This window comes from Aeromonas sp. QDB31 (assembly GCF_027707605.1).
In the GTDB taxonomy this organism is placed as follows: Bacteria; Pseudomonadota; Gammaproteobacteria; order Enterobacterales; family Aeromonadaceae; genus Aeromonas; species Aeromonas media.
Window position 1 is genome coordinate 12,271 of sequence record NZ_JAPCIX010000007.1, and the last position, 22,916, is coordinate 35,186.

18 protein-coding genes and 3 tRNA genes are annotated in these 22,916 nt (G+C 59.6%); 5 read left to right on the top strand and 16 right to left on the bottom strand.

The annotated features are described in order from the left end of the window. Window positions 1-85: 85 nt before the first annotated feature. The 11 genes from rpoB to PG898_RS09365 form a co-directional block, all read right to left on the bottom strand. Window positions 86-4,114, bottom strand: coding sequence for a DNA-directed RNA polymerase subunit beta (gene rpoB, locus PG898_RS09315; RefSeq protein ID WP_270823928.1), 4,029 nt, complete (start codon window positions 4,112-4,114; stop codon window positions 86-88). Window positions 4,115-4,336: 222 nt separating this feature from the next. Further along, window positions 4,337-4,699, bottom strand: a complete 363-nt coding sequence (gene rplL / locus PG898_RS09320) for a 50S ribosomal protein L7/L12 (RefSeq protein WP_025328616.1) — start codon at window positions 4,697-4,699, stop codon at window positions 4,337-4,339. 51 nt (window positions 4,700-4,750) lie between these two features. Further along, a complete protein-coding gene (gene rplJ / locus PG898_RS09325) occupies window positions 4,751-5,251 on the bottom strand; it encodes a 50S ribosomal protein L10 (RefSeq protein WP_025328617.1) in 501 nt (166 codons plus the stop codon). 257 nt (window positions 5,252-5,508) lie between these two features. Next, entirely contained in the window at window positions 5,509-6,210 is a 702-nt protein-coding gene (rplA, locus tag PG898_RS09330; protein WP_041206544.1) for a 50S ribosomal protein L1, read from the bottom strand. 4 nt (window positions 6,211-6,214) lie between these two features. Beyond that, a complete protein-coding gene (rplK, locus tag PG898_RS09335; protein ID WP_016352267.1) occupies window positions 6,215-6,643 on the bottom strand; it encodes a 50S ribosomal protein L11 in 429 nt (142 codons plus the stop codon). Window positions 6,644-6,777: 134 nt separating this feature from the next. Continuing rightward, window positions 6,778-7,329, bottom strand: a complete 552-nt coding sequence (nusG, locus tag PG898_RS09340; RefSeq protein ID WP_005323644.1) for a transcription termination/antitermination protein NusG — start codon at window positions 7,327-7,329, stop codon at window positions 6,778-6,780. Window positions 7,330-7,338: 9 nt separating this feature from the next. Further along, window positions 7,339-7,710 (bottom strand): preprotein translocase subunit SecE, encoded by a 372-nt coding sequence (gene secE / locus PG898_RS09345; protein WP_025328619.1) that lies wholly within the window; start codon window positions 7,708-7,710, stop codon window positions 7,339-7,341. 60 nt (window positions 7,711-7,770) lie between these two features. Then, window positions 7,771-7,847: transfer RNA gene (locus PG898_RS09350), tRNA-Trp, on the bottom strand. Window positions 7,848-7,899: 52 nt separating this feature from the next. Further along, the gene (gene tuf / locus PG898_RS09355; RefSeq protein WP_025328607.1) at window positions 7,900-9,084 is read right to left on the bottom strand and encodes an elongation factor Tu; all 1,185 of its coding nucleotides are present in this window, start codon (window positions 9,082-9,084) and stop codon (window positions 7,900-7,902) included. A gap of 171 nt (window positions 9,085-9,255) precedes the next feature. Further along, window positions 9,256-9,330, bottom strand: a tRNA-Gly gene (locus PG898_RS09360). Window positions 9,331-9,368: 38 nt separating this feature from the next. After that, window positions 9,369-9,453: transfer RNA gene (locus tag PG898_RS09365), tRNA-Tyr, on the bottom strand. Between the two features lie 263 nt (window positions 9,454-9,716). Here PG898_RS09365 and coaA point away from each other — a divergent pair. Then, a complete protein-coding gene (gene coaA, locus PG898_RS09370) occupies window positions 9,717-10,655 on the top strand; it encodes a type I pantothenate kinase (RefSeq protein WP_270823927.1) in 939 nt (312 codons plus the stop codon). A gap of 77 nt (window positions 10,656-10,732) precedes the next feature. Here the strand turns inward: coaA and birA are convergent, their stop codons facing one another. Beyond that, window positions 10,733-11,698, bottom strand: coding sequence for a bifunctional biotin--[acetyl-CoA-carboxylase] ligase/biotin operon repressor BirA (gene birA, locus PG898_RS09375; protein WP_025328621.1), 966 nt, complete (start codon window positions 11,696-11,698; stop codon window positions 10,733-10,735). Next, window positions 11,695-12,732 (bottom strand): UDP-N-acetylmuramate dehydrogenase, encoded by a 1,038-nt coding sequence (gene murB, locus PG898_RS09380; protein ID WP_171272821.1) that lies wholly within the window; start codon window positions 12,730-12,732, stop codon window positions 11,695-11,697. The genes birA and murB overlap by 4 nt, the downstream gene beginning before the upstream one ends. A 124-nt stretch (window positions 12,733-12,856) precedes the next feature. Between murB and PG898_RS09385 the strand changes: the two genes are divergently transcribed. Next, window positions 12,857-13,510: a potassium channel family protein gene (locus PG898_RS09385; RefSeq protein ID WP_042650608.1), complete on the top strand. Its 654-nt coding sequence runs from the start codon at window positions 12,857-12,859 to the stop codon at window positions 13,508-13,510. After that, the gene (locus PG898_RS09390; RefSeq protein ID WP_042650607.1) at window positions 13,507-14,862 is read left to right on the top strand and encodes a TrkH family potassium uptake protein; all 1,356 of its coding nucleotides are present in this window, start codon (window positions 13,507-13,509) and stop codon (window positions 14,860-14,862) included. Before PG898_RS09385 ends, PG898_RS09390 begins: the two co-directional genes overlap by 4 nt. A gap of 78 nt (window positions 14,863-14,940) precedes the next feature. On the opposite strand, the gene PG898_RS09395 is transcribed toward PG898_RS09390, so the two are convergent. After that, complete coding sequence (locus tag PG898_RS09395; RefSeq protein ID WP_270823925.1) at window positions 14,941-16,911, bottom strand: DNA topoisomerase III; 1,971 nt, start codon at window positions 16,909-16,911, stop codon at window positions 14,941-14,943. A 321-nt stretch (window positions 16,912-17,232) separates the two neighbouring features. Between PG898_RS09395 and PG898_RS09400 the strand changes: the two genes are divergently transcribed. Both PG898_RS09400 and torA read left to right on the top strand, forming a co-directional pair. Beyond that, entirely contained in the window at window positions 17,233-18,363 is a 1,131-nt protein-coding gene (locus PG898_RS09400) for a NapC/NirT family cytochrome c (protein ID WP_270823924.1), read from the top strand. A gap of 22 nt (window positions 18,364-18,385) precedes the next feature. Further along, window positions 18,386-20,866 (top strand): trimethylamine-N-oxide reductase TorA, encoded by a 2,481-nt coding sequence (gene torA / locus PG898_RS09405; RefSeq protein WP_270823923.1) that lies wholly within the window; start codon window positions 18,386-18,388, stop codon window positions 20,864-20,866. Window positions 20,867-20,971: 105 nt separating this feature from the next. Here torA and PG898_RS09410 read toward each other — a convergent pair whose 3' ends face one another. Together PG898_RS09410 and PG898_RS09415 are read right to left on the bottom strand one after the other, a co-directional pair. Continuing rightward, complete coding sequence (locus PG898_RS09410; RefSeq protein ID WP_270823922.1) at window positions 20,972-21,433, bottom strand: hypothetical protein; 462 nt, start codon at window positions 21,431-21,433, stop codon at window positions 20,972-20,974. A 123-nt stretch (window positions 21,434-21,556) separates the two neighbouring features. Beyond that, on the bottom strand, window positions 21,557-22,906 hold the full coding sequence (locus PG898_RS09415; RefSeq protein WP_005332665.1) for a sensor histidine kinase: 1,350 nt from the start codon (window positions 22,904-22,906) through the stop codon (window positions 21,557-21,559). Window positions 22,907-22,916: the final 10 nt, after the last annotated feature.

Consider the following 22,916-nt stretch of genomic DNA (forward strand, 5'->3'; position numbering starts at 1 on the left):
TCCCCTGTCAGGAGTCTAACCTCGGCGCCCTGCTGCCAAAGCAGCAGGGCGCCCACGTCAATTCTCGAACAATAAGAGCGAGCTCTTACTCTTCGTCCAGCTCGATGTTGATACCCAGAGAGCGGATTTCCTTCAACAGTACGTTGAAGGATTCGGGCATGCCCGGCTCCATACGGTGGTCGCCATCCACGATGTTCTTGTACATCTTGGTACGGCCATTCACATCGTCAGACTTGACGGTCAGCATTTCCTGCAGGGTATATGCCGCACCGTAAGCCTCCAGGGCCCACACTTCCATCTCACCGAACCGCTGACCACCGAACTGTGCCTTACCACCCAGCGGCTGCTGGGTAACCAGGCTGTAGGAGCCGGTAGAACGCGCGTGCATCTTGTCGTCTACCAAGTGGTTCAGCTTCAGCATGTACATGTAACCCACGGTGACCTTACGCTCGAAGGCGTTGCCGGTACGACCGTCGAACAGGGAGATCTGACCGGATTCCGGCAGATCGGCCAGCTTCAGCAAGGCCTTGATTTCGCGCTCTTTGGCACCATCAAAGACAGGTGTAGCAACCGGCAGACCCTTACGCAGGTTACCCGCAAGGGTACGTACGTCGTCATCAGACAGCTCGGCGATGTTCACTTGCTGGGTGTCTTTTTCGCCCAGGTCGTAGACCTGTTGCAGGAAGTCACGCATCTCGTGCAGCTCGCGCTGATCCTTGATCATGCGGTCGATCTTCTCGCCGATACCCTTGGCCGCGAGGCCCAGGTGCACTTCGAGGATCTGACCGATGTTCATACGGGACGGTACGCCCAACGGGTTCAGTACGATGTCGACCGGACGGCCGAACTCGTCATGGGGCATGTCCTCGACCGGACAGATCTTGGAGATAACACCCTTGTTACCGTGACGGCCCGCCATCTTGTCACCCGGTTGGATGCGACGCTTGACTGCCAGGTAAACCTTGACGATTTTCAGTACGCCCGGCGCCAGATCATCACCCTGGATAATCTTGCGACGTTTGTTCTCGAACTTCTTGTCGAAGTCGGCTTTCAGCTCGATGTGCTGTTCGGCGATCTGCTCCAGCTCGATCTGCTTGGCTTCATCTTCGATGGCCAATTCAAACCACTTGGAACGATCCAGCTTGTTCAGACGATCTTCGCTGTAACCGGCGGCCAGCAGCAGGTTGCGGGAGCGGCCGAAGATGCCGTCTTCCAGGATCTTGAACTCTTCGGTCAAGTCCTTCTTCGCTTCCTTTAACTGCATCTCTTCGATTTCTTTGGCGCGCTTGTCTTTTTCCACGCCATCGCGGGTAAAGACTTGCACGTCAACCACGGTACCGTACACACCGTTCGGCACACGCAGGGAGGAGTCCTTCACATCGGAGGCCTTCTCACCGAAGATGGCGCGCAGCAGCTTCTCTTCCGGCGTCAGCTGGGTTTCACCCTTGGGTGTTACCTTGCCGACCAGGATGTCGCCGCCCTTCACTTCGGCACCCACGTAGACGATACCGGACTCGTCCAGCTTGGACAGAGCGGCTTCACCCACGTTCGGGATGTCGGCAGTGATCTCTTCCGGACCCAGCTTGGTGTCACGGGAGATACAGGCCAGTTCCTGGATGTGGATGGTGGTCAGGCGATCTTCCTGTACCACGCGCTCATTCACCAGGATCGAGTCTTCGAAGTTGTAGCCGTTCCACGGCATGAAGGCGACGCGCAGGTTTTGGCCCAGCGCCAGTTCGCCCAGGTCGGTAGACGGGCCGTCAGCCAGCACGTCGCCCGCCATCACCGGCTCACCCAACATCACGCAAGGACGCTGGTTGATACAGGTGTTCTGGTTGGAACGGGTGTACTTGGTCAGGCTGTAGATGTCGATGCCGGCTTCGCCAGGCAGCAGCTCATCTTCATTGACCTTGATCACGATACGGGAGGCGTCGACGTAGTCGATCATGCCGCCACGCTTGGCCACTACGGTAACACCGGAGTCAACGGCCACGGCGCGTTCCATACCGGTACCTACCAGCGGCTTGTCGGCACGCAGAGTCGGTACGGCCTGACGTTGCATGTTCGAACCCATCAGGGCTCGGTTAGCATCATCGTGTTCCAGGAACGGGATCAGGGCCGCTGCCACAGATACGATCTGTTGCGGGCTCACGTCCATGTACTGGATCTGGTCGGCGTTCATAAAGGTGGATTCACCCTTATGACGGCACGGGATCAACTCGTCTTTCAGACGGCCATCTTCGGTGGTCGCGGCGTTGGCCTGTGCGATCACGTACTTGCCTTCTTCAATGGCTGACAGGTAGTCCACTTCGTCGGTGATCACACCGTCGATGACCTTGCGGTACGGGGTCTCGAGGAAACCGTACTCGTTGGTGCGGGAATACACGGACAGCGAGTTGATCAGACCGATGTTCGGACCTTCCGGAGTCTCGATGGGGCACAGACGACCGTAGTGAGTCGGGTGTACATCTCGAACTTCGAAGCCGGCACGCTCACGGGTCAGACCGCCCGGGCCCAGCGCGGAGATACGGCGCTTGTGGGTCACTTCGGACAGCGGGTTGTTCTGGTCCATGAACTGGGACAGCTGGCTGGAACCGAAGAACTCTTTGACCGCGGCGGAGATCGGCTTGGCGTTGATCAGATCCTGCGGCATCAGGGTGTCCAGATCGCCCAGAGAGAGACGCTCTTTCACCGCACGCTCGACACGGACCAGACCGACGCGGAACTGGTTCTCGGCCATTTCACCGACGGAACGGATACGACGGTTACCCAGGTGGTCGATATCGTCCACCTCGTCGTTGCCGTTACGGATGTCGATCAGGCGTTTCATGACTTCGACGATGTCGTCTTTGGTCAGGGTGCCCACACCGGTCTCGTCTTCACGGGACAGACGGCGGTTGAACTTCATCCGACCCACGGTAGACAGGTCGTAACGCTCGGAAGAGAAGAACAGGTTTTCGAACAGCTGCTCTGCCGCTTCGCGGGTGGGTGGCTCGCCCGGACGCATCATGCGATAGATCTCGACCAGCGCTTCCAAACGGTTGGAGCTGTTGTCGATACGCAGGGTCTCGGACATGTAGGCACCGTGGTCCAGTTCGTTGGTGAACAGAACCTCGAAGTGCTTGAAGCCGGCTTGGGACAGATTGGCTACCGCTTCCAAGCTCAGAGCCTGGTTGGCAGTCACGACCATTTCACCAGTTTGCGGGTGCGCGTAGTTCTTGGCTGCAACTTTGCCAACAACATACTCTACCGGCACCTCGATCTGGGTGATGGCGTCTTTTTCCAACTGACGGATATGACGGGCAGTGACACGACGACCGGTCTCAACCACCACGGCGCCATTGGCAATGATGTCGAAGGTCGCAGTCTCACCACGCAGGCGCTCGGGCACCAGATCCATCATCAACTTGCCATCTTTGACCTCGAAACCAATGGTCTCGAAGAAGGTGGCCAGGATTTCTTCGGAACTGAAGTCCAGGGCGCGCAGAATAATGGAGGCCGGCAGTTTACGACGACGGTCGATACGGACAAACAGGTTGTCTTTCGCATCGAACTCGAAGTCCAGCCAGGAGCCACGGTAGGGGATAACGCGGGCGTTATACAGTACCTTACCGGATGAATGTGTTTTGCCTTTATCGTGGTCGAAGAAGACGCCCGGGCTGCGGTGCAGCTGGGAGACGATAACCCGTTCGGTACCATTGATGACAAAGGTGCCGTTCTCGGTCATGAGCGGAATTTCGCCCATGTATACTTCTTGTTCCTTGATATCTTTGACGGTGCCGGCAGCTGCTTCACGGTCGTATAGAACCATACGAAGCTTGACACGCAGCGGCGCGGAGTAGGTCACTCCACGGATCTGGCATTCTTTTACGTCAAATACCGGCTCACCCAGGCGATAGCTGACATACTGAAGCTCAGCACTACCGGAGTAACTGGTGATCGGGAAAACGCTACGGAAAGCGGCCTCTAGGCCATATTCACCTTCCGGGTCAGCCTCGATGAACTGCTTGAAGGAGTCCAGCTGAATGGACAACAGATAAGGCGTGTCCAGTACCTGGTCTCGCTTACCGAAGTCCTTACGAATGCGTTTTTTTTCGGTATAAGAGTAAACCATAGGGTTCCTCAGCTCGCTGATAAGTGACCCACTCTGTCCCGCGGGACAGCTCTGTCTCAACACCGTTTTGTGTTGGCCCGGACGATGAGGCGGTCCGGATTGCTGGTGCACCGAGAGTCGTAAACGGTGTGAAATGCTCTCAGTCTACAGCGCAAAAAGGCTGGTGAACAAACATTCACCAGCCCTAGCCTGTTTTATCAGGCTAATCTACATAAATGCAGATTATTTGATCTCAACAGAAGCACCGGCAGCTTCCAGCTCTTTCTTCAGAGCTTCAGCTTCGTCTTTGGAGACGGCTTCTTTCAGGTTGGTCGGAGCGGCTTCTACCAGGTCCTTGGCTTCTTTCAGGCCCAGGCCGGTGGCAGCACGAACGGCCTTGATGACGGCAACTTTGTTGGCGCCAGCAGCAGTCAGAACTACGTCGAACTCGGTCTTCTCTTCTACTGCTTCAGCGGCCGGACCGGCAGCTACAGCAACAGCGGCAGAAACACCGAACTTCTCTTCCATTGCTTCGATCAGCTCAACAACTTCCATTACGGACATGGAAGCAACGGCTTCGATGATTTGGTCTTTAGTGATAGACATGACAAAAATTCCTGATGTTGAATAAACTCAAACAGCCTAAATAGGCGAGAATCAAGCAGCAGCTTGTTTCTGGTCGCGAACAGCAGCGATAGTACGAACCAGCTTGCCAGCAGAGGCTTCCTTCATGGTAGCCATCAACTTCGCAATTGCTTCGTCGTAAGTCGGCAGCGTGGCCAGACGATCAATTTGTGCTGCGGCGATAAACTCACCGTTAAAAGCGCCAGCCTTGATTTCGAACTTTTGGTTCGCTTTGGCAAACTCTTTGAACAGACGAGCGGCGGCGCCCGGGTGTTCGTTAGAGAAAGCAATCAAGGTAGGACCAGTCAATACGTCGTTCAGGCAACCGAATTCGGTGCCCTCTACCGCGCGACGCAGCAGGGTGTTACGCACAACGCGCATGTACACACCGGCTTCACGAGCGGATTTACGCAGGACGGTCATCTTGTCAACAGTCACACCGCGAGAATCGGCTACAACTGCAGACAGAGCGCCTTTGGCAGCTTCGTTGACTTCAGCAACAATTGCCTTTTTGTCTTCGAGTCCCAATGCCATTGGCTTAACTCCTGGATTGAATCTGAGTCTCATGACTCAGTACTGACACATCCCCCCTACCTTCACAACAGAGGGGAACGATGCGGTAGCAGGATTCCAGAAGAGAAAGAAAACTTTCTCGCTGGGTTTCCGGCACCGTCTACGCAGGAAAAATTAAGGCCTTGCAGCCACCTGCGGTCTTGGACGGAGGTCGAAACCCCCAACCAATCAAGGCGCAAAATTATAGATTAAATTTTGCGCCTTGTAAAATCCATCAATTAGCCCTGAGCTTCCAAAGAAGCTTGGTCTACGGCAACACCGGCACCCATGGTGGTGGAGATGCTGACTTTCTTGATGAAGATGCCTTTGGCGGAAGAGGGTTTGCCCTTTTTCAGAGCAACCAGCAGAGCTTCCAAGTTTTCTTTCAGCTGAACTTCGTTGAAAGAAACCTTACCCAGAGTGGTATGGATGATACCATTCTTGTCATTGCGGTAACGAACCTGACCGGCTTTAGCATTCTTCACAGCTTCAGCAACGTTCGGGGTAACGGTACCCACTTTCGGGTTAGGCATCAGGCCGCGCGGGCCCAGGATCTGGCCCAGTTGACCAACAACGCGCATGGCATCCGGGGATGCGATAACGACGTCGAAGTTCATCTCGCCTTTCTTGACCAGCTCGGCCAGGTCATCCATACCAACCAGCTCAGCACCGGCAGCCTTGGCGGCTTCGGCGTTGGCGCCCTGGGTGAATACGGCGACACGGATGTCACGACCGGTACCGTGCGGCAGTACAGTAGCACCACGTACGTTCTGGTCAGATTTACGAGCATCGATACCCAGGTTAACGGCAACGTCAACGCTTTCAACGAACTTGGCGGTAGCCAGTTCTTTCAGCAGGGCAATGGCTTCGTTGATGGAGTACTCTTTGGTACCGTCAACTTTTTCGCGAATAACGCGCATACGCTTGGAAAGTTTTGCCATTGTCTTAATCCTCCACTACCAGGCCCATGGAACGAGCGGAGCCTGCGATGCAACGTACTTTTGCATCCAGATCGGCACCAGTCATATCCGGCTCTTTGGTCTTGGCGATTTCTTGCAGCTGAGCAACAGTCACCTTACCAACCTTGTCTTTGTTCGGCTTGGCGGAACCAGACTGGATACCAGCGGCTTTCTTCAGCAGGAAGGAAGCAGGCGGAGTCTTGGTTTCGAAGGTGAAGGAACGGTCACTGTAAACGGTGATCACGACCGGAGTCGGTGAACCTTTTTCCAGCTTTTCTGTACGAGCGTTGAACGCCTTACAGAATTCCATGATGTTCACACCGTGCTGACCCAGAGCAGGACCAACGGGAGGGCTGGGGTTAGCACTGCCAGCCTTAACTTGCAGCTTGATATAAGCTGTGACTTTCTTAGCCATTACGAAAATACCTCAAAAATGGGTTCTAGCGCCTCGGAGACATACTCCTGCAAACGGCTCCCCAACAAATAAAGGGGCAGCGAATTATAGAGATAATCGCTGCCCCTGACAACCGTTAAACGTACAGAGTTTAATCAGCCCTTTTCGACCTGACCAAAATCCAGTTCTACCGGCGTTGAGCGACCGAAGATCAATACGGAGACCTTCACGCGGCTCTTCTCGTAGTCCACTTCTTCAACGGTACCGTTGAAGTCAGCGAACGGACCATCGGCAACCCGCACCATTTCACCCGGTTCAAACAGGGTTTTCGGACGCGGCTTGTCGTGGGCGTCTTGCAGACGATTGAGGATGGCATCCGCTTCCTTATCGGAGATAGGAGCAGGACGATCGGAGGTGCCACCGATGAAGCCCATGACCCGTGGTACATTGCGTACCAGGTGCCATGTGGTCTCGTCCATCATCATCTGGACCAGGACATAACCCGGGAAAAATTTGCGCTCACTCTTGCGCTTCTGGCCGGCACGCATCTCGACCACTTCTTCGGTCGGGACCAGCACTTCGCCAAACAGCTCTTCCATGCCATGCATCTTGATATGTTCACGCAGGGATTTGGCAACCCGGCCTTCATAGCCGGAAAATGCCTGCACGACATACCATCTCATACGTTGTTCACGTTGTTCAGTCATGGCTTTTCCTTACACACCGGTAATCAGGTTGACCAACCAGACCAAGGCACCGTCCAGAACGAACAGCAACAGCCCCATCACGGCGGTCACCGCCAGCACAATCAGGGTTGTCTGAATGGCTTCCTGACGGGTTGGCCAAACGACCTTGCGGACTTCCAGGCGCGACTCACGAGCAAAAGCCAGTGTTGCCTTGCCCTTGGTGGTTTGCAGGGCTACTGCACCTGCAGCAGCGATGACAACGACCACACCCAGGGCGCGGACGGCTGCGACAACATCGGTGAGCAGGTAATTACCCACTACAGCGGCCGCCAGGATGATGAAAACCAGGCCCCAAAGAAGGGTATCCTTGCTTCCGCCCTGTCCCTCAGAACTAACACTCATACAACCCACCTGTATCTGACGTAACCAAAGACACAAAAGCCCCGTACGAGACGAGGTATATGGCAGGGGCGGCAGGACTCGAACCCGCAACCATCGGTTTTGGAGACCGCTGTTCTACCAATTCGAACTACGCCCCTGCATAAGAAAGCCCCTATTATAGGGGCTTTGCTTTATTTATGTAAGCCAAGATTAAGCGATAACTTTGGCTACAACACCAGCACCTACGGTACGGCCACCTTCACGGATAGCGAAACGCAGGCCGTCGTCCATCGCGATCGGGGCGATCAGGGTAACAACCATTTTGATGTTGTCGCCTGGCATTACCATCTCTACGCCTTCCGGCAGTTCGATGGTACCGGTCACGTCGGTAGTACGGAAGTAGAACTGCGGACGGTAGCCCTTGAAGAACGGAGTATGACGACCACCTTCTTCTTTGGACAGCACGTACACTTCAGATTCGAACTTGGTGTGCGGCTTGATGGAGCCCGGCTTGGCCAGTACTTGACCACGCTCAACTTCTTCACGCTTCACGCCACGCAGCAGCGCGCCAACGTTCTCACCAGCACGACCTTCGTCCAGCAGTTTGCGGAACATTTCAACACCGGTACAGGTGGTAGAAACGGTGTCTTTGATACCAACGATTTCTACAGTCTCACCTACCTTGACGATACCGCGCTCTACACGACCGGTAACTACGGTACCACGGCCAGCGATGGAGAAGACGTCTTCGATAGGCATCAGGAACGGCTGGTCAATTGCACGCTCCGGCTCCGGGATGTAGGTATCCAGGTGGTGAGCCAGCTCGATGATCTTCTCTTCCCATGCGGCGTCGCCTTCCAGCGCTTTCAGCGCGGAACCACGAACTACCGGCAGGTCATCACCCGGGAAGTCGTACTCGGTCAGCAGTTCACGAACTTCCATCTCGACCAGTTCGAGCAGCTCTTCGTCATCTACCATGTCGCACTTGTTCATGAACACGATCATGTACGGGATACCAACCTGGCGACCCAGCAGGATGTGCTCACGAGTTTGCGGCATCGGGCCGTCAGTCGCGGCTACTACCAGGATCGCGCCGTCCATCTGGGCAGCACCGGTGATCATGTTCTTAACGTAGTCGGCGTGACCCGGGCAATCTACGTGGGCGTAGTGACGGATCGCGGTGTCGTATTCTACGTGGGAGGTGTTGATGGTGATACCACGCTCACGCTCTTCCGGTGCCTTGTCGATCTGGTCGAAGGCGAAAGCTTTACCACCGAAGTGCTTGGCCAGCACGTTGGTGATGGCGGCGGTCAGGGTGGTTTTACCGTGGTCAACGTGGCCGATGGTACCCACGTTAACGTGCGGTTTATTACGCTCAAATTTTTCTTTAGACATGATCGTCCCTCTAAACTAACGCTGAGTACGCGGTGGCAAGCTAACCACAGAACAGTTTATATGATGGATTTGAATCTGGGGGACAGAGAGGATGGTGCTGACAGGCAGGTTCGATTGCCGAACTCACCCTAAGGTGTGGCTTTCAGAATTACCTGAGCCATATCAGCATCTTGGAGCGGGCAGCGGGAATCGAACCCGCATCATCAGCTTGGAAGGCTGAGGTAATAGCCATTATACGATGCCCGCATTTCTCTAACCCAAAGAACTCAAACCGCAGAGAAATATGGTGGAGGGAGAAGGATTCGAACCTTCGAAGGCAGAGCCGTCAGATTTACAGTCTGATCCCTTTGGCCGCTCGGGAACCCCTCCGATTGCACGAATGCCACAACGGTAATTCTGCTTGCACCCGTTGTTTTTGTCGTTTTTGCTGGGCAAATAGACGACAGACATCCAAGCGTCGCGCATTTTATGGTAAGGATTTTGGGGATGCAACCATTGCGCCCTGCAAAATGTGCATTATTGCCGGGATCTATGCAAAAAAACGCTCCTCCTCAGTCCCAACCGGACGCGTCCCTTGTCGCTCCCGATCCCTTGGTGTATGGTCGCCCTGCCCAAGAAACAGTGATGACACCATGACGACAGAGCATAACCCCTATTTGCAATTCACCCGCGAACAATGGGCGTTATTGCGCGATGCGGTCCCCCTGACCCTGACCGAGACGGACCTGCACACCCTGCGTGGCATCAACGAAAAGGTGTCATTGCGCGAGGTGGAAGAGATCTATCTGCCCCTTTCCCGCCTGCTCAATCTCTACGTCAAGGCCAAGCAGCGCCGCAGTCGGGTGCTGGAGCAGTTTCTCGGCCAGTCCCGCGGCAAGGGCACCTACATCATCAGCATCGCCGGCAGCGTGGCGGGGGGAAAGAGCACCACGGCCCGCATCCTGCAAGCATTGCTGGAGCGCTGGCCCGAGCATCCACGGGTGGAGCTGGTCACCACGGATGGCTTCCTTTATCCCAACAAGGAGCTGGAAGAGCGCGGGCTGATGCGCCGCAAGGGTTTTCCGGAATCCTACGACATCCGCCATCTGGTGGAGTTTGTCGCCAACATACGGGCGGGTCACGAGAAGGTCGAAGCGCCGGTTTACTCCCACCTTATCTACGACATCCTGCCCGATGAGAAGAAGGTGGTGGAGCAGCCGGACATCCTGATCCTGGAGGGGCTCAACGTGCTGCAGAGCGGCATGGATTACCCCCAGGAGCCCCACAGGGTCTTCGTGTCAGATTTTGTCGACTTCTCCATCTATGTGGACGCCGACGCCGAGCTGCTGCGCGCCTGGTACATAGACCGCTTCCTCAAGTTCCGCAGCGGGGCCTTCTCGGATCCGGACTCCTACTTCCACCACTATGCCAAACTGGCGGAAAGCGAGGCGACCGAGATTGCCAGCAACATATGGCAAGATATCAACTATCTGAATCTACAAGAGAACATCTTGCCGACCCGGGAGCGGGCCAACCTGATCCTGACCAAGGGACAAGAGCACGCCATCGAGCAGATCAAGCTGCGCAAATAACCGCAGCGGGTCGCCGGATAGCGAAGAGGGGGCCCGCAGGCCCCCTCTTCTGTTGGGTTCTCATGAGCCGACCTCGCTCAGTCCCCCCGGCGCAGGGAGATCTCCCCCCCCAGATAGAGCTTGATCCCCTCGTCCGTCTCCAGCCGCAGGGCACCGCGATCGTCGATGCCACGGGCGATGCCGCGGATCACCTGCTCCCCCATCAGCAACTTCACCGGTTGGCCGGCAAAGTAGTCGAGCCGGTTCCAGCTCTCGACGAAGCTCGCCAGACCGCTCTGCTCGAAAGTCTGCATGGCCTCTTGCAGATGCAGGAGTACGCAGGCCGCCAGCTGGTTGCGATCCACCAGTTCGGGCTGAACCTGGCGCAGTTCAGACCAGGCCTGATCGATCTTCTCTCCCTGCAGGCTCGGCATCGCCAGATTGAGGCCGATGCCGATCACCAGATGGCAGCTGGCGCCGGCGCTGCCGCTCATCTCTACCAGTATGCCCGCCAGCTTGCGGCCCTGGTAATAGAGATCGTTTGGCCACTTGAGCTCCACCCCGGGGTAACCGAGGGATTCCAGCGCCTCCACCACAGCCACCCCCACCGCCAGACTCAGCCCCATGGCGGCCGCCATGCCCTGCTCGAGCCGCCAGTACATGCTGAGGATCAGCTGGCAGCCGAACGGCGAGACCCAGGGCTTGCCACGGCGCCCCCGACCGGCGGTCTGGCACTCGGCCAGGCAACTCTCGCCGGAACTCAGCTGGTTGACCCGTTCAAATAGATACTGGTTGGTGGAGTCGATCACCGAGAAGCAGTGTACCGGCGCCATGGGGGCCAGGGCCTGCAGTTGCGCCTGATCATAGAGTGCCATGGGAACCGCCAAGCGGTACCCCTTGCCGGTCAGGCTGAACAGATCCAGCCCCAGCTCCTTGAGGGCGGCCATGTGTTTGCTCACCGCAGCACGGCTGATGCCAAGCTGCTCCCCCAGCTGTTCGCCGGAGTGAAACTGGCCATCGCTCAGCAAGGTGATCAGGGTCTGTCTTACGGGGGTGAGAGTCATGCCAGCACCTCGTCCAGCCAGGTCTCGCCGGTGAGCCCCATGAAACGTACCTCGTGCTCCAACACCACGCCAAACTTGTGCTCAACGCTGTCACGCACATGGGCCGCCAAGGCGATGAGCTCCATGGCGCTGGCGCCCCCGAGGTTGACCAGCACCAGCGCCTGCTCCTGATGCACGGCGGCACGGCCGATGGCAAAGCCCTTGAGCCCGCACTGATCGATGAGCCAGCCCGCCGCCAGCTTGGCCTGCCCCTCCCCGGCCGGGTAGCTGGGAATGTGCGGGAATTGCTGCTTGAGCTGGTCGGCCTGCGCCGTCGTCACCACGGGGTTCTTGAAGAAGCTACCGGCATTGCCGAGCACGGCCGGATCCGGCAGCTTGGCCATGCGGGTGGCACAGACGGTGTCGAAGATGGCCTGTGCACTAGGGTGCTCACCGAGGGCCGCCAGGGGACCATAACCCGCCACTGGCTGCCAGGCCTTGGGCAGGCGCAAGCCAACGGCGGTGATGAAGTGGGAGTCCTGATAATCGTGCTTGAAGATGCTGTCGCGATAGCCGAACCGGCAGTCGGCCGCCGCGATGCGCTCCACCTCGCCGCTCTGCCAGTTGAATGCCTCCACATAGGCACAGAAATGGGCCAGCTCGACCCCGTAGGCGCCTATGTTCTGCACTGGCGCCGCACCGACGGTACCCGGGATCAGCGCCAGATTCTCCAGCCCGTGCCAACCCTGTTGCAGGGCATGGCACACCAGCTGGTGCCACTCCTCCCCCGCCGCCACGTGCAGCAACCAGTGGCTGCCGTCATCCTGCAGTTCGATGCCTTTCATTCGGTTGAGCACGACCAGACCAGCAAAATCATTGCAGAACAAGATGTTGCTCCCACCACCCAGCACCAGGCGTGGCAGGGCACTCAACTCTGGATTGGCCCGCAACTGGCAGAGATCATCCAACTTGGCGACTTCGGCAAGCCAGAGGCAGTGTGCGTCCAAGCCCAGGGTATTGAGGGCCGACAGGGGGGCATGGGGAGTGAGTTTCATCTGCGTGTTCCGACAAGGGCAAGGGCGCAGTTTACCCCAGATCCCCGGGACGAAAAACCCGGATACTGTTCGGACTCAAACCGCTGGAGTAGAGTAGCCCCTTCAGTCCGTTGAGGAAGCATGAATGAACAATCAATTCGCCGTCATCGGCCTCGGCCTGTTCGGCAGCGCACTGTGTGAAGAGCTGCAGTTGCAGAATGCCGAGGTGCTGGCCATCGATATCGACGAGAGCAAGACCCGTCAGATCGCGACCCTGTGCAACCACGTCATCGTCGCCGATGCCACCGATGAGGCCACGGTCGCCGAGCTGGGACTGGCCAACTTCGACATCGTCTTCGTGGCCATCGGCGACAACCTCGAGACCAGCATTCTCACCACGCTGGTGCTGAAAGAAGCGGGGGTGAAGAAGGTGTGGGTCAAGGCGCGCGACAAGTTCCACGCCAAGATCCTGCAGAAGGTGGGGGCCGACAAGGTGATCAACCCGGAGTGGGACATGGGCCGCCGGGTCGCCCAGAGCATGCTGGACAACCGCCTGTTCGACTACCTGGAGCTGGGGCACGAGATGGTGCTGACCGAGTTCGTGATCGGCCTGCAACAGAATGGTCGCACCCTGGCCGATCTCAATCTGCTGCAACAGAACGACTTCCAGTTGCTGGCCATCAAGCGCGGCGAGGTATTGCACAACGTGCTGACCGGCAAGATGGAGCTGCAACTCGGTGACATCCTGATCCTCGCCGGCAACAAGCACGCCATCGATCACTGGCTCGACACCCTATGATCAACTGGCGCAGCAACTACGCCTTTGCCCTGCATCGGGATAACGAGTCCCGCTGGAGTGAAGCCAGGCTGATCCTGGGCAGCTTTCTCATCATCCTCCTGATCGGAACCCTGTTTCTGGTGCAGCCCTCGAGCCACAAGGGCGAAGTCACCTTCATCAATGCCCTGTTCACCGCGACCTCGGCCATCAGTGTGACCGGTCTCGGGGTAGTGGATACCGGCACCGCCTTTACCCTGCAAGGGCAGATCATACTGCTGATACTGATGGAGATAGGGGGCCTGGGCCAGATGACCATGACACTGCTGCTCATCGCCATGTTCAGCAAGCGGGTCGGCCTGCGCCAGCAGATACTGGCGAAGGAGGCGCTGGGCCAGGAGGGATCGGTCAACATCATCCAGCTGGTGAAGCGCATCGTGCTATTCGCCTTGATAGCCCAACTGATCGGCACCGCCATCATGGCCATTCGCTGGGTACCGGAGATGGGCTGGGGCCATGGTCTCTACGTCAGCTTTTTCCATGCGGTCTCGGCCTTCAACAACGCCGGCTTCTCGCTGTTTGCCAACAACCTCATCGACTACAGAGACGACCCCATCATCAGCCTGACCATACCGGCCCTGCTCATCCTCGGCGGGATAGGTTTCACCGTCATCGTCGATCTTGTGCGCAACCATCGCTGGCGCAAGCTGAAGCTGCACAGCAAGCTGATGCTGCTGATGACCCCCGCCCTGCTGCTGCTGGGCACCCTGATGTTCTGGCTGCTGGAGCACAACAATCCCGCCACGCTCGGCAACGCCGGGCCCGGTGGCCAACTGCTGGCGGCCTTCTTCCAGTCGGCCACGGCGCGCACGGCCGGCTTCAACACGGTGGACATCGGTCAGATGGTGCCGGCTTCCCTGCTGTTCATGATGATGTTGATGTTCATCGGTGCCGGTGCCACCTCGACGGGGGGCGGTATCAAGGTCACCACCTTCGCCGTGGTGTTGCTGGCCACCAGGGCCTTCCTGACCAAACGACCCCATGTCACCGCGTTTGGCCGTACCCTGTCGCCCCAGATAGTGACCCGTTCACTCGCCATCATCATCGTCAGCGTCATGGTATTGATGCTGGCCATGTTCCTGTTGATGCTCACAGAGTCGCAACCCTTCGACAAGATCATGTTCGAGACCGTCTCGGCCTTTGCCACCGTCGGTCTCTCGACCGGCATCACCGCCTCCCTGAGCGAGCCGGGCAAGCTCATCCTGGTGCTGGTAATGATCTGTGGCCGTCTCGGCCCGCTGACCCTGGCCATCATGCTCTCCAGACCGAGCGAGACCCGGATCCGCTACCCGGAAGAGAACGTCTACACCGGCTAACCGGCAGCCAAGTAGAGAGAGGGGCCAATGGCCCCTCTCTCTTTACCGCCGCAACTAACCGCAAAGCGCTCAGATCGCTCATGACGCCTTGCTTCTGGCCGGGCGCTTGCCAGCCCCCTTGCGGGGCGCCGCACCAACCCTATTGACCGCCGCACTCTTGCGGCTGAAGCGCCGCTTGTTGGCCCCCGGCGCCTCCCTAGGCAGGGCGCTGAAGCTTGCCCCAGAATCTTGCCTGGCACCATCGATCAAGGCATTCAACTGATCCGTCAGCGGCCCCATAAATTGCTGGTAACCGGTTTGACGCTCGGCGATCCGACCCAGGTGTTGCTCCCACAGCGCCGTCATGTCCGGCGTGGTGGCGGTGGCGGGCAGCGCCAGGATCAGGGCCCGTCCGGTCGGGGTCGCCTTGATGCTCTTGCCCTGCCGCACCAGGAAGCGCCGCTTGAACAGCAGGTCTATGATGCCAGCCCGGGTCGCCTCGGTGCCCAGGCCATCGGTCTCGCGCAGGATCTTGCGGATCTCGGGATCCTGCACATGACGGGCTATGCCCGTCATGGCAGCCAGCAGGGTGGCATCGGTGAATGCCTTGGGTGCCTGGGTCATCTTCTCCAGCAGCTCGCCCCGCTCGCACGACAGTTGCTCCCCTTCTCGCAGCGCAGGCAGGGTGCCGGCCTCCTCCTCATCGTCCTCTTCGACCCCGAGCAGCGCCTTCCAGCCCGCCTTGAGGATGCGCCTCGCCTTGGCCTGGAACAGGCCGCCCGCGATACGCAGCAACACCCGGCTGTCGTTGTACTCGAACGGGGGATAGAACTGCAGCAGGTACTGACGGGCTACCAGGCCATAGAGCTTGCCCTCGTCGGCGGAGAGGCTGGCCAGGTTGCCATGTTTCTCGGTGGGGATAATGGCGTGATGGGCATCCACCTTGCCGTCATTCCACGCCTTGCTGCGGATCTTGCCATCCGCCTCGGCCACGGCGCGGGCCAGCGTCGGGGCCGTAGCGGCGATGGCATCCCGCACCTGGGGCGCCCTGTTGAAGTGATCGCTTGGCAGATAACGGCTGTCGGATCTGGGGTAGGTGATGAGCTTGTGGCGCTCGTAGAGGCTCTGGCAGACATCCAGCACCCGTTTGGCATCCATGCCAAACCGCTTGGCGGCATCGATCTGCAGGCTGGAGAGGTTGTAAGGCAGTGGCGCCGCCTGTTTCCGGGCTTGCTCTTCCACCTCCTCCACCTGGGCTGGCTGGCCCTGGATCCGCTCCACTACCTTGGCGGCCAGCGCCCGGTTGAGCACCCGTCCCTCCTCGTCCTGCCAGGGCGCACAGGCCTCGGAGGGCAGCCACTTGGCGCTGAACCTTTCGTTGCGCTCCGTCATCACATGGGCCAGTACCTCGTAGAAGGGTTTGGGCACGAAGGCGTCTATCTCGAGATCCCGCCGCACCACCAGCCCCAGCAGCGGCGTCTGCACCCGACCGACCGACAGCAGCTCGCTGCAGCCGGCCTTGCGCCCAAGCAGGGTGTAGGCGCGGGTCATGTTGATGCCATAGAGCCAGTCTGCGCGGCTGCGGGCCAGCGCCGACACCGCCAGCGGCACGAACTCCTTGTTGTCCCGCAGCTTGTCGAGGGCGCGGCGCACCGCGGGGGGATTGAGATCACTGATGAGGCAGCGCTGCACCGGCTTGGTCTTGGGATAGCCGAGGAAGTCGATCACCTCGTCCACCAGCAGCTGCCCTTCCCTGTCCGGGTCACCGGCATTGACCACGCAGTCGGCCTGCTTGATGAGCCGCTTGATCACGGCAAGCTGGTTTTTGGTCTTGGGCTTGGCCACCAGCTGCCACTGGGCGGGCACGATGGGAAGGTGCTCCATCCGCCACTGCTTGTAGGTGGTGTCATAAGCATCGGGCTCCGCCTGCTCCAGCAGGTGGCCGATACACCAGGTCACCACGTCTCCCTGCGCCGTCTCGATGAAACCCTCACCCTTCTTGTGAGGCTTGGGTAGAACATCGGCGATGGCACGGCCAAGGCTGGGCTTTTCGGCGATAAAGAGTCGCATGACGGAGACACCTAAATACTGTATATGCGAACAGTATACATTGCTCCCTCCACAAACCCCAAATCCTGCGGCGGGTCATATGGCAGGAGCACGCCAGGGCCTGGACTGGCGTTCAACCTTGTCCCGCCTGAGCCTGGTTTAGTGCGGGCCTGGGCTCATCTCGAGATTGAATTTTGATTTAAATTCACAGAATGAACATGAAGCGAAATTTAAATCCATAAATTGCACCATCTCAAAATATAAACCATGACTGAGGTCAACCTCTCGAGTCTCAAGACTACTACTATATTGGTAATATCCGATTCGAAGGACACTGCCGCCATGCTTGGAAAAATGTTGAGAAAGACCTGGTTCTGGCTCCTGTTGCTCGGAGCCCTGCTGGGCGTCGCGGCACTGGGAGTGACAGTCACAGTACTGCACAAGACCAGCTCCACCGAATTTTGCGTCTCCTGCCACTCCATGCAGACACCGCTCGCCGAGTATCAGGGCAGCGTCCACTTCCAGAACGTGAAGGGGATCCGCGCAGAGTGCGCCGACTGCCACATTCCCAATGAGCCCGCCTCCTACCTCTGGACCAAGATCCGCGCCGTGAAGGACATCTATCACGAGGCGATCGGCACGCTCGATACTCCTGAGAAATACGAAGACCACAAGCTGCGCATGGCCCAGACGGTCTGGGATCAGCTCAAGGCCAATGACTCCGCCACCTGCCGCAGCTGTCACAGCTACGCCGCCATGGACATTCTGGACCAGCGCCCCAACGCCCGCACCGAACACCCGGTCGCCATCAAGGAGGGGCAGACCTGCATCGACTGTCACCGTGGTGTCGCCCACATCATGCCCGACATGAGCGAGCTGGCAGCCGCCGGCGCGAGCGAACTGGCTGCCGCCGCGGCCCAGACCCCGGCCAGCGTCACCACCCGTTACGCCATCGCCACCACCCCCCTGTTCCTCGATGCCAAGGCCACCACGGACGAGGGCACCCTGATGCCGTCGACCCAGGTCGAGATCCTGGCCAACGACAACGGCCGCGCCCAGGTGCAGATCGAGGGCTGGCAGCAGGACGGCGTGAGCGAGGTGTTCTACGCCGCCCCCGGCAAGCGCATCCTGAGCGTGCTGGTCGGCGATGCAGCCAAGCAGGCACTGATCACCGGCAAGAGCGAGACCGACGGCGCCACCAACCTCACCTGGCATCAGGTCAAGCTGACCGCCTGGGTGGATCAGGCCCAGCTCATCGGCGATCAGGGCAAGCTGTGGCAATACGCCTCCACCCTGATGTCCAACAACTGTACCGGCTGCCACGGCCTGACCGCGCTGGATCACTTCAATGCCAACCAGTGGATCGGCGTCATCAAGGGCATGGAGTCCCGCACCTCCCTCACCCCGGAGCAGGCGCGCATGCTGACCCAATACGTGCAGAAACACGCCAGTGACATGAGCGCGGCACACTAAGGCTGGAACAGAGGAATTCGATATGACTTTTTTCAATGATCAACAGACCAATCTGTCCCGCCGCAGCCTGCTCAAGGGCCTGGGAGCCTGCGCCGCCCTGCCCCTGCTTGGTGCCCTGTTCCCGAAGCACGCCCTGGCCCAGGCCATCAGCACGGCGCTGGAGCAGTTCCCCACCCTGGTCCCCGCCCAGAAGGGCATACTGACCGGCGCCCACTGGGGAGCCTTCGAGGCCATCGTCGCCGATGGCCGCATGGTGCGGGTCCAGCCGGTGGCCGACGATCCGGCACCGAATGACCTCATCGACATGGCGCCCTTCCAGGTCCATGCCAAGAACCGTATCAAGTACCCCATGGTGCGCAAGAGCTGGCTGGAGCACGGCCCGGGCGCCAAACCCGAGCTGCGCGGCGCCGACGAATGGGTGCGAGTGAGCTGGGAGCAAGCCATCGACCTGGTGGCCGGCGAGATCCAACGGGTCCAGCGTGACGTCGGCCCGCAGGCGATCCACGCTGGTTCTTACGGCTGGAAGAGTGTGGGCATGTTCCACAACAGCCGCACCCTGCTACATAGGTTGATGAACCTCAGTGGCGGTTTCACCGGCTATGCCGGTGACTACTCCACAGGCGCGGCCCAGGTGATCATGTCCCACGTGATGGGCTCCATCGAGGTGTACGAGCAGCAGACCGCCTGGCCCAACGTGGTCGAACACGCCGAACTGGTGGTGCTATGGGGGGTCAACGCTCAGGTCACCCTGAAGAACAGCTGGAACATGCCGGATCACGAGGGTCAGGCCGGCTTCAAAGCACTTAAAGAGAAAGGCACCCGGGTCATCAGCATCGATCCCGTCTACAACGAGACCGCCAAGCTGGCCAACGCCGAGTGGATTGCGCCGAACGCCTACACAGACGTGGCCATGATGCTGGGGGTGGCCCACACCCTCTATAGCGAGAAGAAGCACGATCAGGCCTTCCTCGATCGCTACGCCGTCGGCTTCGACAAGTTCCTCGACTACCTGCTGGGTAAGGACGATGGTCAACCGAAGAGCGCCGAGTGGGCGAGCACCGTCTGCGGCGTCGAGGCCAAGGTGATTCGCCAGCTGGCTCTCGACATGGCGGCCAAGCGCACCATGATCATGGCCGGCTGGGGCATGCAGCGACAGCACCACGGGGAGCAGCCAAACTGGATGCTGGTCACCCTGGCCGCCATGCTGGGCCAGATCGGCCTGCCGGGCGGCGGTTACGGCTTCAGCTACCACTACTCTTCCGGTGGCAGTCCCACCGCCAAGGGGGGGATCCTGGCGGGTATCTCCGCCGGCAACGCGCCCAAGAACAGCCCGGCCCCCATTCCGGTGGCCCGCATCGCCGACTGTCTCGCCAATCCGGGCAAGACCATCGACTTCAACGGTCGCAAGGTGACCTATCCGGACATCAAGCTGGTCTACGTGGCGGGGGGCAACCCCTTCCACCACCATCAGGACACCAACAACCTGCTGCAGGCCTGGCGCAAGCCGCAGACCGTGATAGTCCACGAACCCTACTGGACCGCCACCGCCAAGCACGCCGACATAGTGCTGCCGGTCACCACCAGCTACGAGCGCAACGATCTGGAGATGGGGGGCGACTACTCCCAGCGCTATGTGTTCCCCATGCACCAGTGCGTGCCGCCCCAGCATGAGGCCCGCAACGACTTCGACATCTTCAGCGCCATCGCCGCCAAGCTGGGCCTGCAGGAGGCCTATACCGAGGGCAAGGACGAGATGCTGTGGCTCAAGCAGATGTACGACGGCATGGCCGCCCAGGCCCGGGGTGCCCGGGTCGCGCTGCCGCCGTTCAGCATGTTCTGGGAGTCCAACAACTACATCCGTTTCCCGATCCCCGAGGCGAACCGCCAGTGGATCCGTCACGCCGATTTTCGCGAGAACCCGCTGCTCAACCCGCTCGGCACCCCGTCCGGCAAGATAGAGATCTTCTCCAATACGGTCGCCGGTATGGGTTATGCCGACTGCGCCGGCCATCCCAAATGGTATGAGCCCAAGGAGTGGGTGAAGAGCGAGGCAGCCGCGCGCTATCCACTGTCCCTCAACACCTCACACCCGACCCAGCGGCTGCACTCCCAGCTCGACAACACCCCGCTGCGGGACAAGTTCGCCATCGCCGATCGAGAGGCGATCCTGATCCACCCGGACGACGCCAAGACGCGCGGCATCCAGGACGGGGACCTGGTGCGCGCCTTCAACGAACGCGGCCAGATCCTGGTGGGCGCTCTGCTCTCGAAAGACATTCGCCCCGGCGTGGTGCGGATCTGCGAAGGAGCCTGGTTTGATCCGGCCAAACCGGGCGAGGTGGGCGCCATCTGCAAGAACGGCAACGTCAACTGCCTGACCTTCGACGAGGGCTCTTCCAGCCTGGCGCAAGGCAACTGCGGCCACATGGCGCAATTGCAGATCGAGAAATACAGCGGGCCAGATCTCGTCAACACCGCCCATGAGGTACCGGTCAACGCCTGAGTGATCGATTGACCAACCAAAACGGCGCCCTCGAGGCGCCGTTTTTTATTGCTGATAGTGAGTCCTTCAACTGCACATTCCATCCTAGGTGACCGGTGACGTGGCTTAGAAATCGCCCTCCACCATGTACTCTTCAGCACACTCCACCAACTGTGGCCAGAGATCTTCCGGCACCCAGGCCTCGGGGTCATCCTCGTCCCCATCATACTGGGTCCAGAAGAAGGCGCGCAGACCACTCGCGAAGTCGTCGCTGATCTCGGCCAGCTCCGAGAGCGGCCCCAGCCAGGCGATGCGGCGCAGGCCCGAGGCGAGATCGTTGATGGCATCCATCAGGGTACAATCGTCCTGACTCTGCTCCACCAGCAGGGTGAAGCGCTCGCGGGCGCTCTCGGTCTGATCCTCATCCAGTTCGCCCACATCGGCCAACAGATCGACAAAGTCCTCCAGCAAGAACTCGATCAGGGACTCCCTGTCCTCAAACCACTGGATCTGGGCCCCCTTGGTACCCAGCACGGAGGCATCGAACGAATCATCGAGATGGCACAGCGCCCATGGATCGTCAGTCATTGCTACCCTTCCTACCGCTTGAAATAAGGACCATATCTTATGCCTGGTGCGTCCCCCACGCTACCTCGGAGGACGAGACAGGCCCGAGCGTCCCAAGATGGAACCAAACCACCCATTGGGGTGCTAACCGTCGACCCTGGCCACCTTGGGCAGGGAGAGCGAGGCGGCCAGCCCGCCCAGCTCGGCGCGTCCCATGATGAGGCTGCCACGATAGGCTTCGGCCAGGTCTGACACTATGTTGAGGCCGAGCCCGGAGCCCGGCACCTTCTCGTCGAGGCGCACCCCGCGCAGCACCGCCTTGGCTATCTGATCCTCGCTCATGCCGGGACCGTCATCCTCGATACGCAGGGTGATCCAGCCCCCCAGCTCGGCGCTGGAGATGCGCAGCTCGCTGGCCGACCATTTGAAGGCGTTCTCCAGCAGGTTGCCCACCATCTCGTCGAAGTCCTGCTCCTCCACCCCGACCGCCAGGTTGGCTGGCACCTGCAGGTCCACCGTCTTGCCCGGGTAGAGCCGGGAGAAGGCGCGGCAGATGTACTCCACCCGCGCCCGCACCGGGGTCGAAACCCCGAGGATCTTGGCGGCCCCGGTGACCCGCGCCTTGCCAAGGTGATAATCGATGTGGCGCTGGATCTTATCGAGCTGCTCGCCGATGGCGGCCTGATCCTCCGGGGGCAGCTGGGCCACCTGATTGCGCATGATGCTGAGCGGCGTCTTGAGGGCGTGAGCCAGATTGCCGGTGTGGGAGCGGGCCCGCTGCAGCAGCTCACCGTAGTGGTGCAGCAGGCGGTTGATGTCTTCCACCAGCGGCTGGATCTCCAGCGGATAGCGCAGCCTGAACCCCTCCTGATGACCCTGATGGACCCGGCCCAGCTCGCGGCGCAGCAGGTGGAGCGGCCGCAGGCCGTAGACGATCTGGAACATGAAGCCCAGCACCAGGCCGGCGGCCGCGAAGCCGAGACCGAGGAAGAGGCTGATCCGGGTCTTCTTCAGGGTCTGGGTCAGGGCGCTGCTGTCCTTGGCCATCACCAGGGTAAACACCTTGTCAGAGCCCGGCAGCAGCACCGTGCGGGTCATGATCAGCAGGGGCTCCTTGTTGGGCCCCTTGCCGACGAAGAGATCCGGATCCCCGAAGGCCGATTTCAGGCCGTGGGCGCTCAGGTGCACATCCCACAGGGAGCGGGAGCGGCTGACCACGGCATCCCCCAGCTCAAGCTGCCAGTAATAGCCGGAATAGGGCTGGCGGAAACGGGGGTCCGCCATGGGCTCGGTGACGACGGGCAGGCCATCGGGCTGGATCTCGAGACGGGAGAGCAGATCGTAGAGCTGCAACCGCAGGCCGTCGGCTTCCGCCTCCTGCCAGTAGTTGCGCATCATGGTCTGCAGGCTGAAACCGGTGGCAAACAGGAAGAGCCCGCACCAGACGAGGGCGATGACCACCAGCCGTCCCCGCAGGGTACGCACCAGTCTCATTCAGTCCCCC

What these genes read in the sequence shown, in the direction of transcription:
- PG898_RS09390 (WP_042650607.1), top strand. Translation starts at nt 13,507, where the DNA reads ATGATCAACTGGCGCAGCAACTACGCCTTTGCCCTGCATCGGGATAAC.
- PG898_RS09410 (WP_270823922.1), bottom strand. Translation starts at nt 21,433, where the DNA reads ATGACTGACGATCCATGGGCGCTGTGCCATCTCGATGATTCGTTCGAT.
- PG898_RS09395 (WP_270823925.1), bottom strand. Translation starts at nt 16,911, where the DNA reads ATGCGACTCTTTATCGCCGAAAAGCCCAGCCTTGGCCGTGCCATCGCC.
- rplJ (WP_025328617.1), bottom strand. Translation starts at nt 5,251, where the DNA reads ATGGCATTGGGACTCGAAGACAAAAAGGCAATTGTTGCTGAAGTCAAC.
- rplK (WP_016352267.1), bottom strand. Translation starts at nt 6,643, where the DNA reads ATGGCTAAGAAAGTCACAGCTTATATCAAGCTGCAAGTTAAGGCTGGC.
- secE (WP_025328619.1), bottom strand. Translation starts at nt 7,710, where the DNA reads ATGAGTGTTAGTTCTGAGGGACAGGGCGGAAGCAAGGATACCCTTCTT.
- rplL (WP_025328616.1), bottom strand. Translation starts at nt 4,699, where the DNA reads ATGTCTATCACTAAAGACCAAATCATCGAAGCCGTTGCTTCCATGTCC.
- tuf (WP_025328607.1), bottom strand. Translation starts at nt 9,084, where the DNA reads ATGTCTAAAGAAAAATTTGAGCGTAATAAACCGCACGTTAACGTGGGT.
- rpoB (WP_270823928.1), bottom strand. Translation starts at nt 4,114, where the DNA reads ATGGTTTACTCTTATACCGAAAAAAAACGCATTCGTAAGGACTTCGGT.
- PG898_RS09415 (WP_005332665.1), bottom strand. Translation starts at nt 22,906, where the DNA reads ATGAGACTGGTGCGTACCCTGCGGGGACGGCTGGTGGTCATCGCCCTC.
- coaA (WP_270823927.1), top strand. Translation starts at nt 9,717, where the DNA reads ATGACGACAGAGCATAACCCCTATTTGCAATTCACCCGCGAACAATGG.
- PG898_RS09385 (WP_042650608.1), top strand. Translation starts at nt 12,857, where the DNA reads ATGAACAATCAATTCGCCGTCATCGGCCTCGGCCTGTTCGGCAGCGCA.
- PG898_RS09400 (WP_270823924.1), top strand. Translation starts at nt 17,233, where the DNA reads ATGCTTGGAAAAATGTTGAGAAAGACCTGGTTCTGGCTCCTGTTGCTC.
- murB (WP_171272821.1), bottom strand. Translation starts at nt 12,732, where the DNA reads ATGAAACTCACTCCCCATGCCCCCCTGTCGGCCCTCAATACCCTGGGC.
- nusG (WP_005323644.1), bottom strand. Translation starts at nt 7,329, where the DNA reads ATGACTGAACAACGTGAACAACGTATGAGATGGTATGTCGTGCAGGCA.
- birA (WP_025328621.1), bottom strand. Translation starts at nt 11,698, where the DNA reads ATGACTCTCACCCCCGTAAGACAGACCCTGATCACCTTGCTGAGCGAT.
- rplA (WP_041206544.1), bottom strand. Translation starts at nt 6,210, where the DNA reads ATGGCAAAACTTTCCAAGCGTATGCGCGTTATTCGCGAAAAAGTTGAC.
- torA (WP_270823923.1), top strand. Translation starts at nt 18,386, where the DNA reads ATGACTTTTTTCAATGATCAACAGACCAATCTGTCCCGCCGCAGCCTG.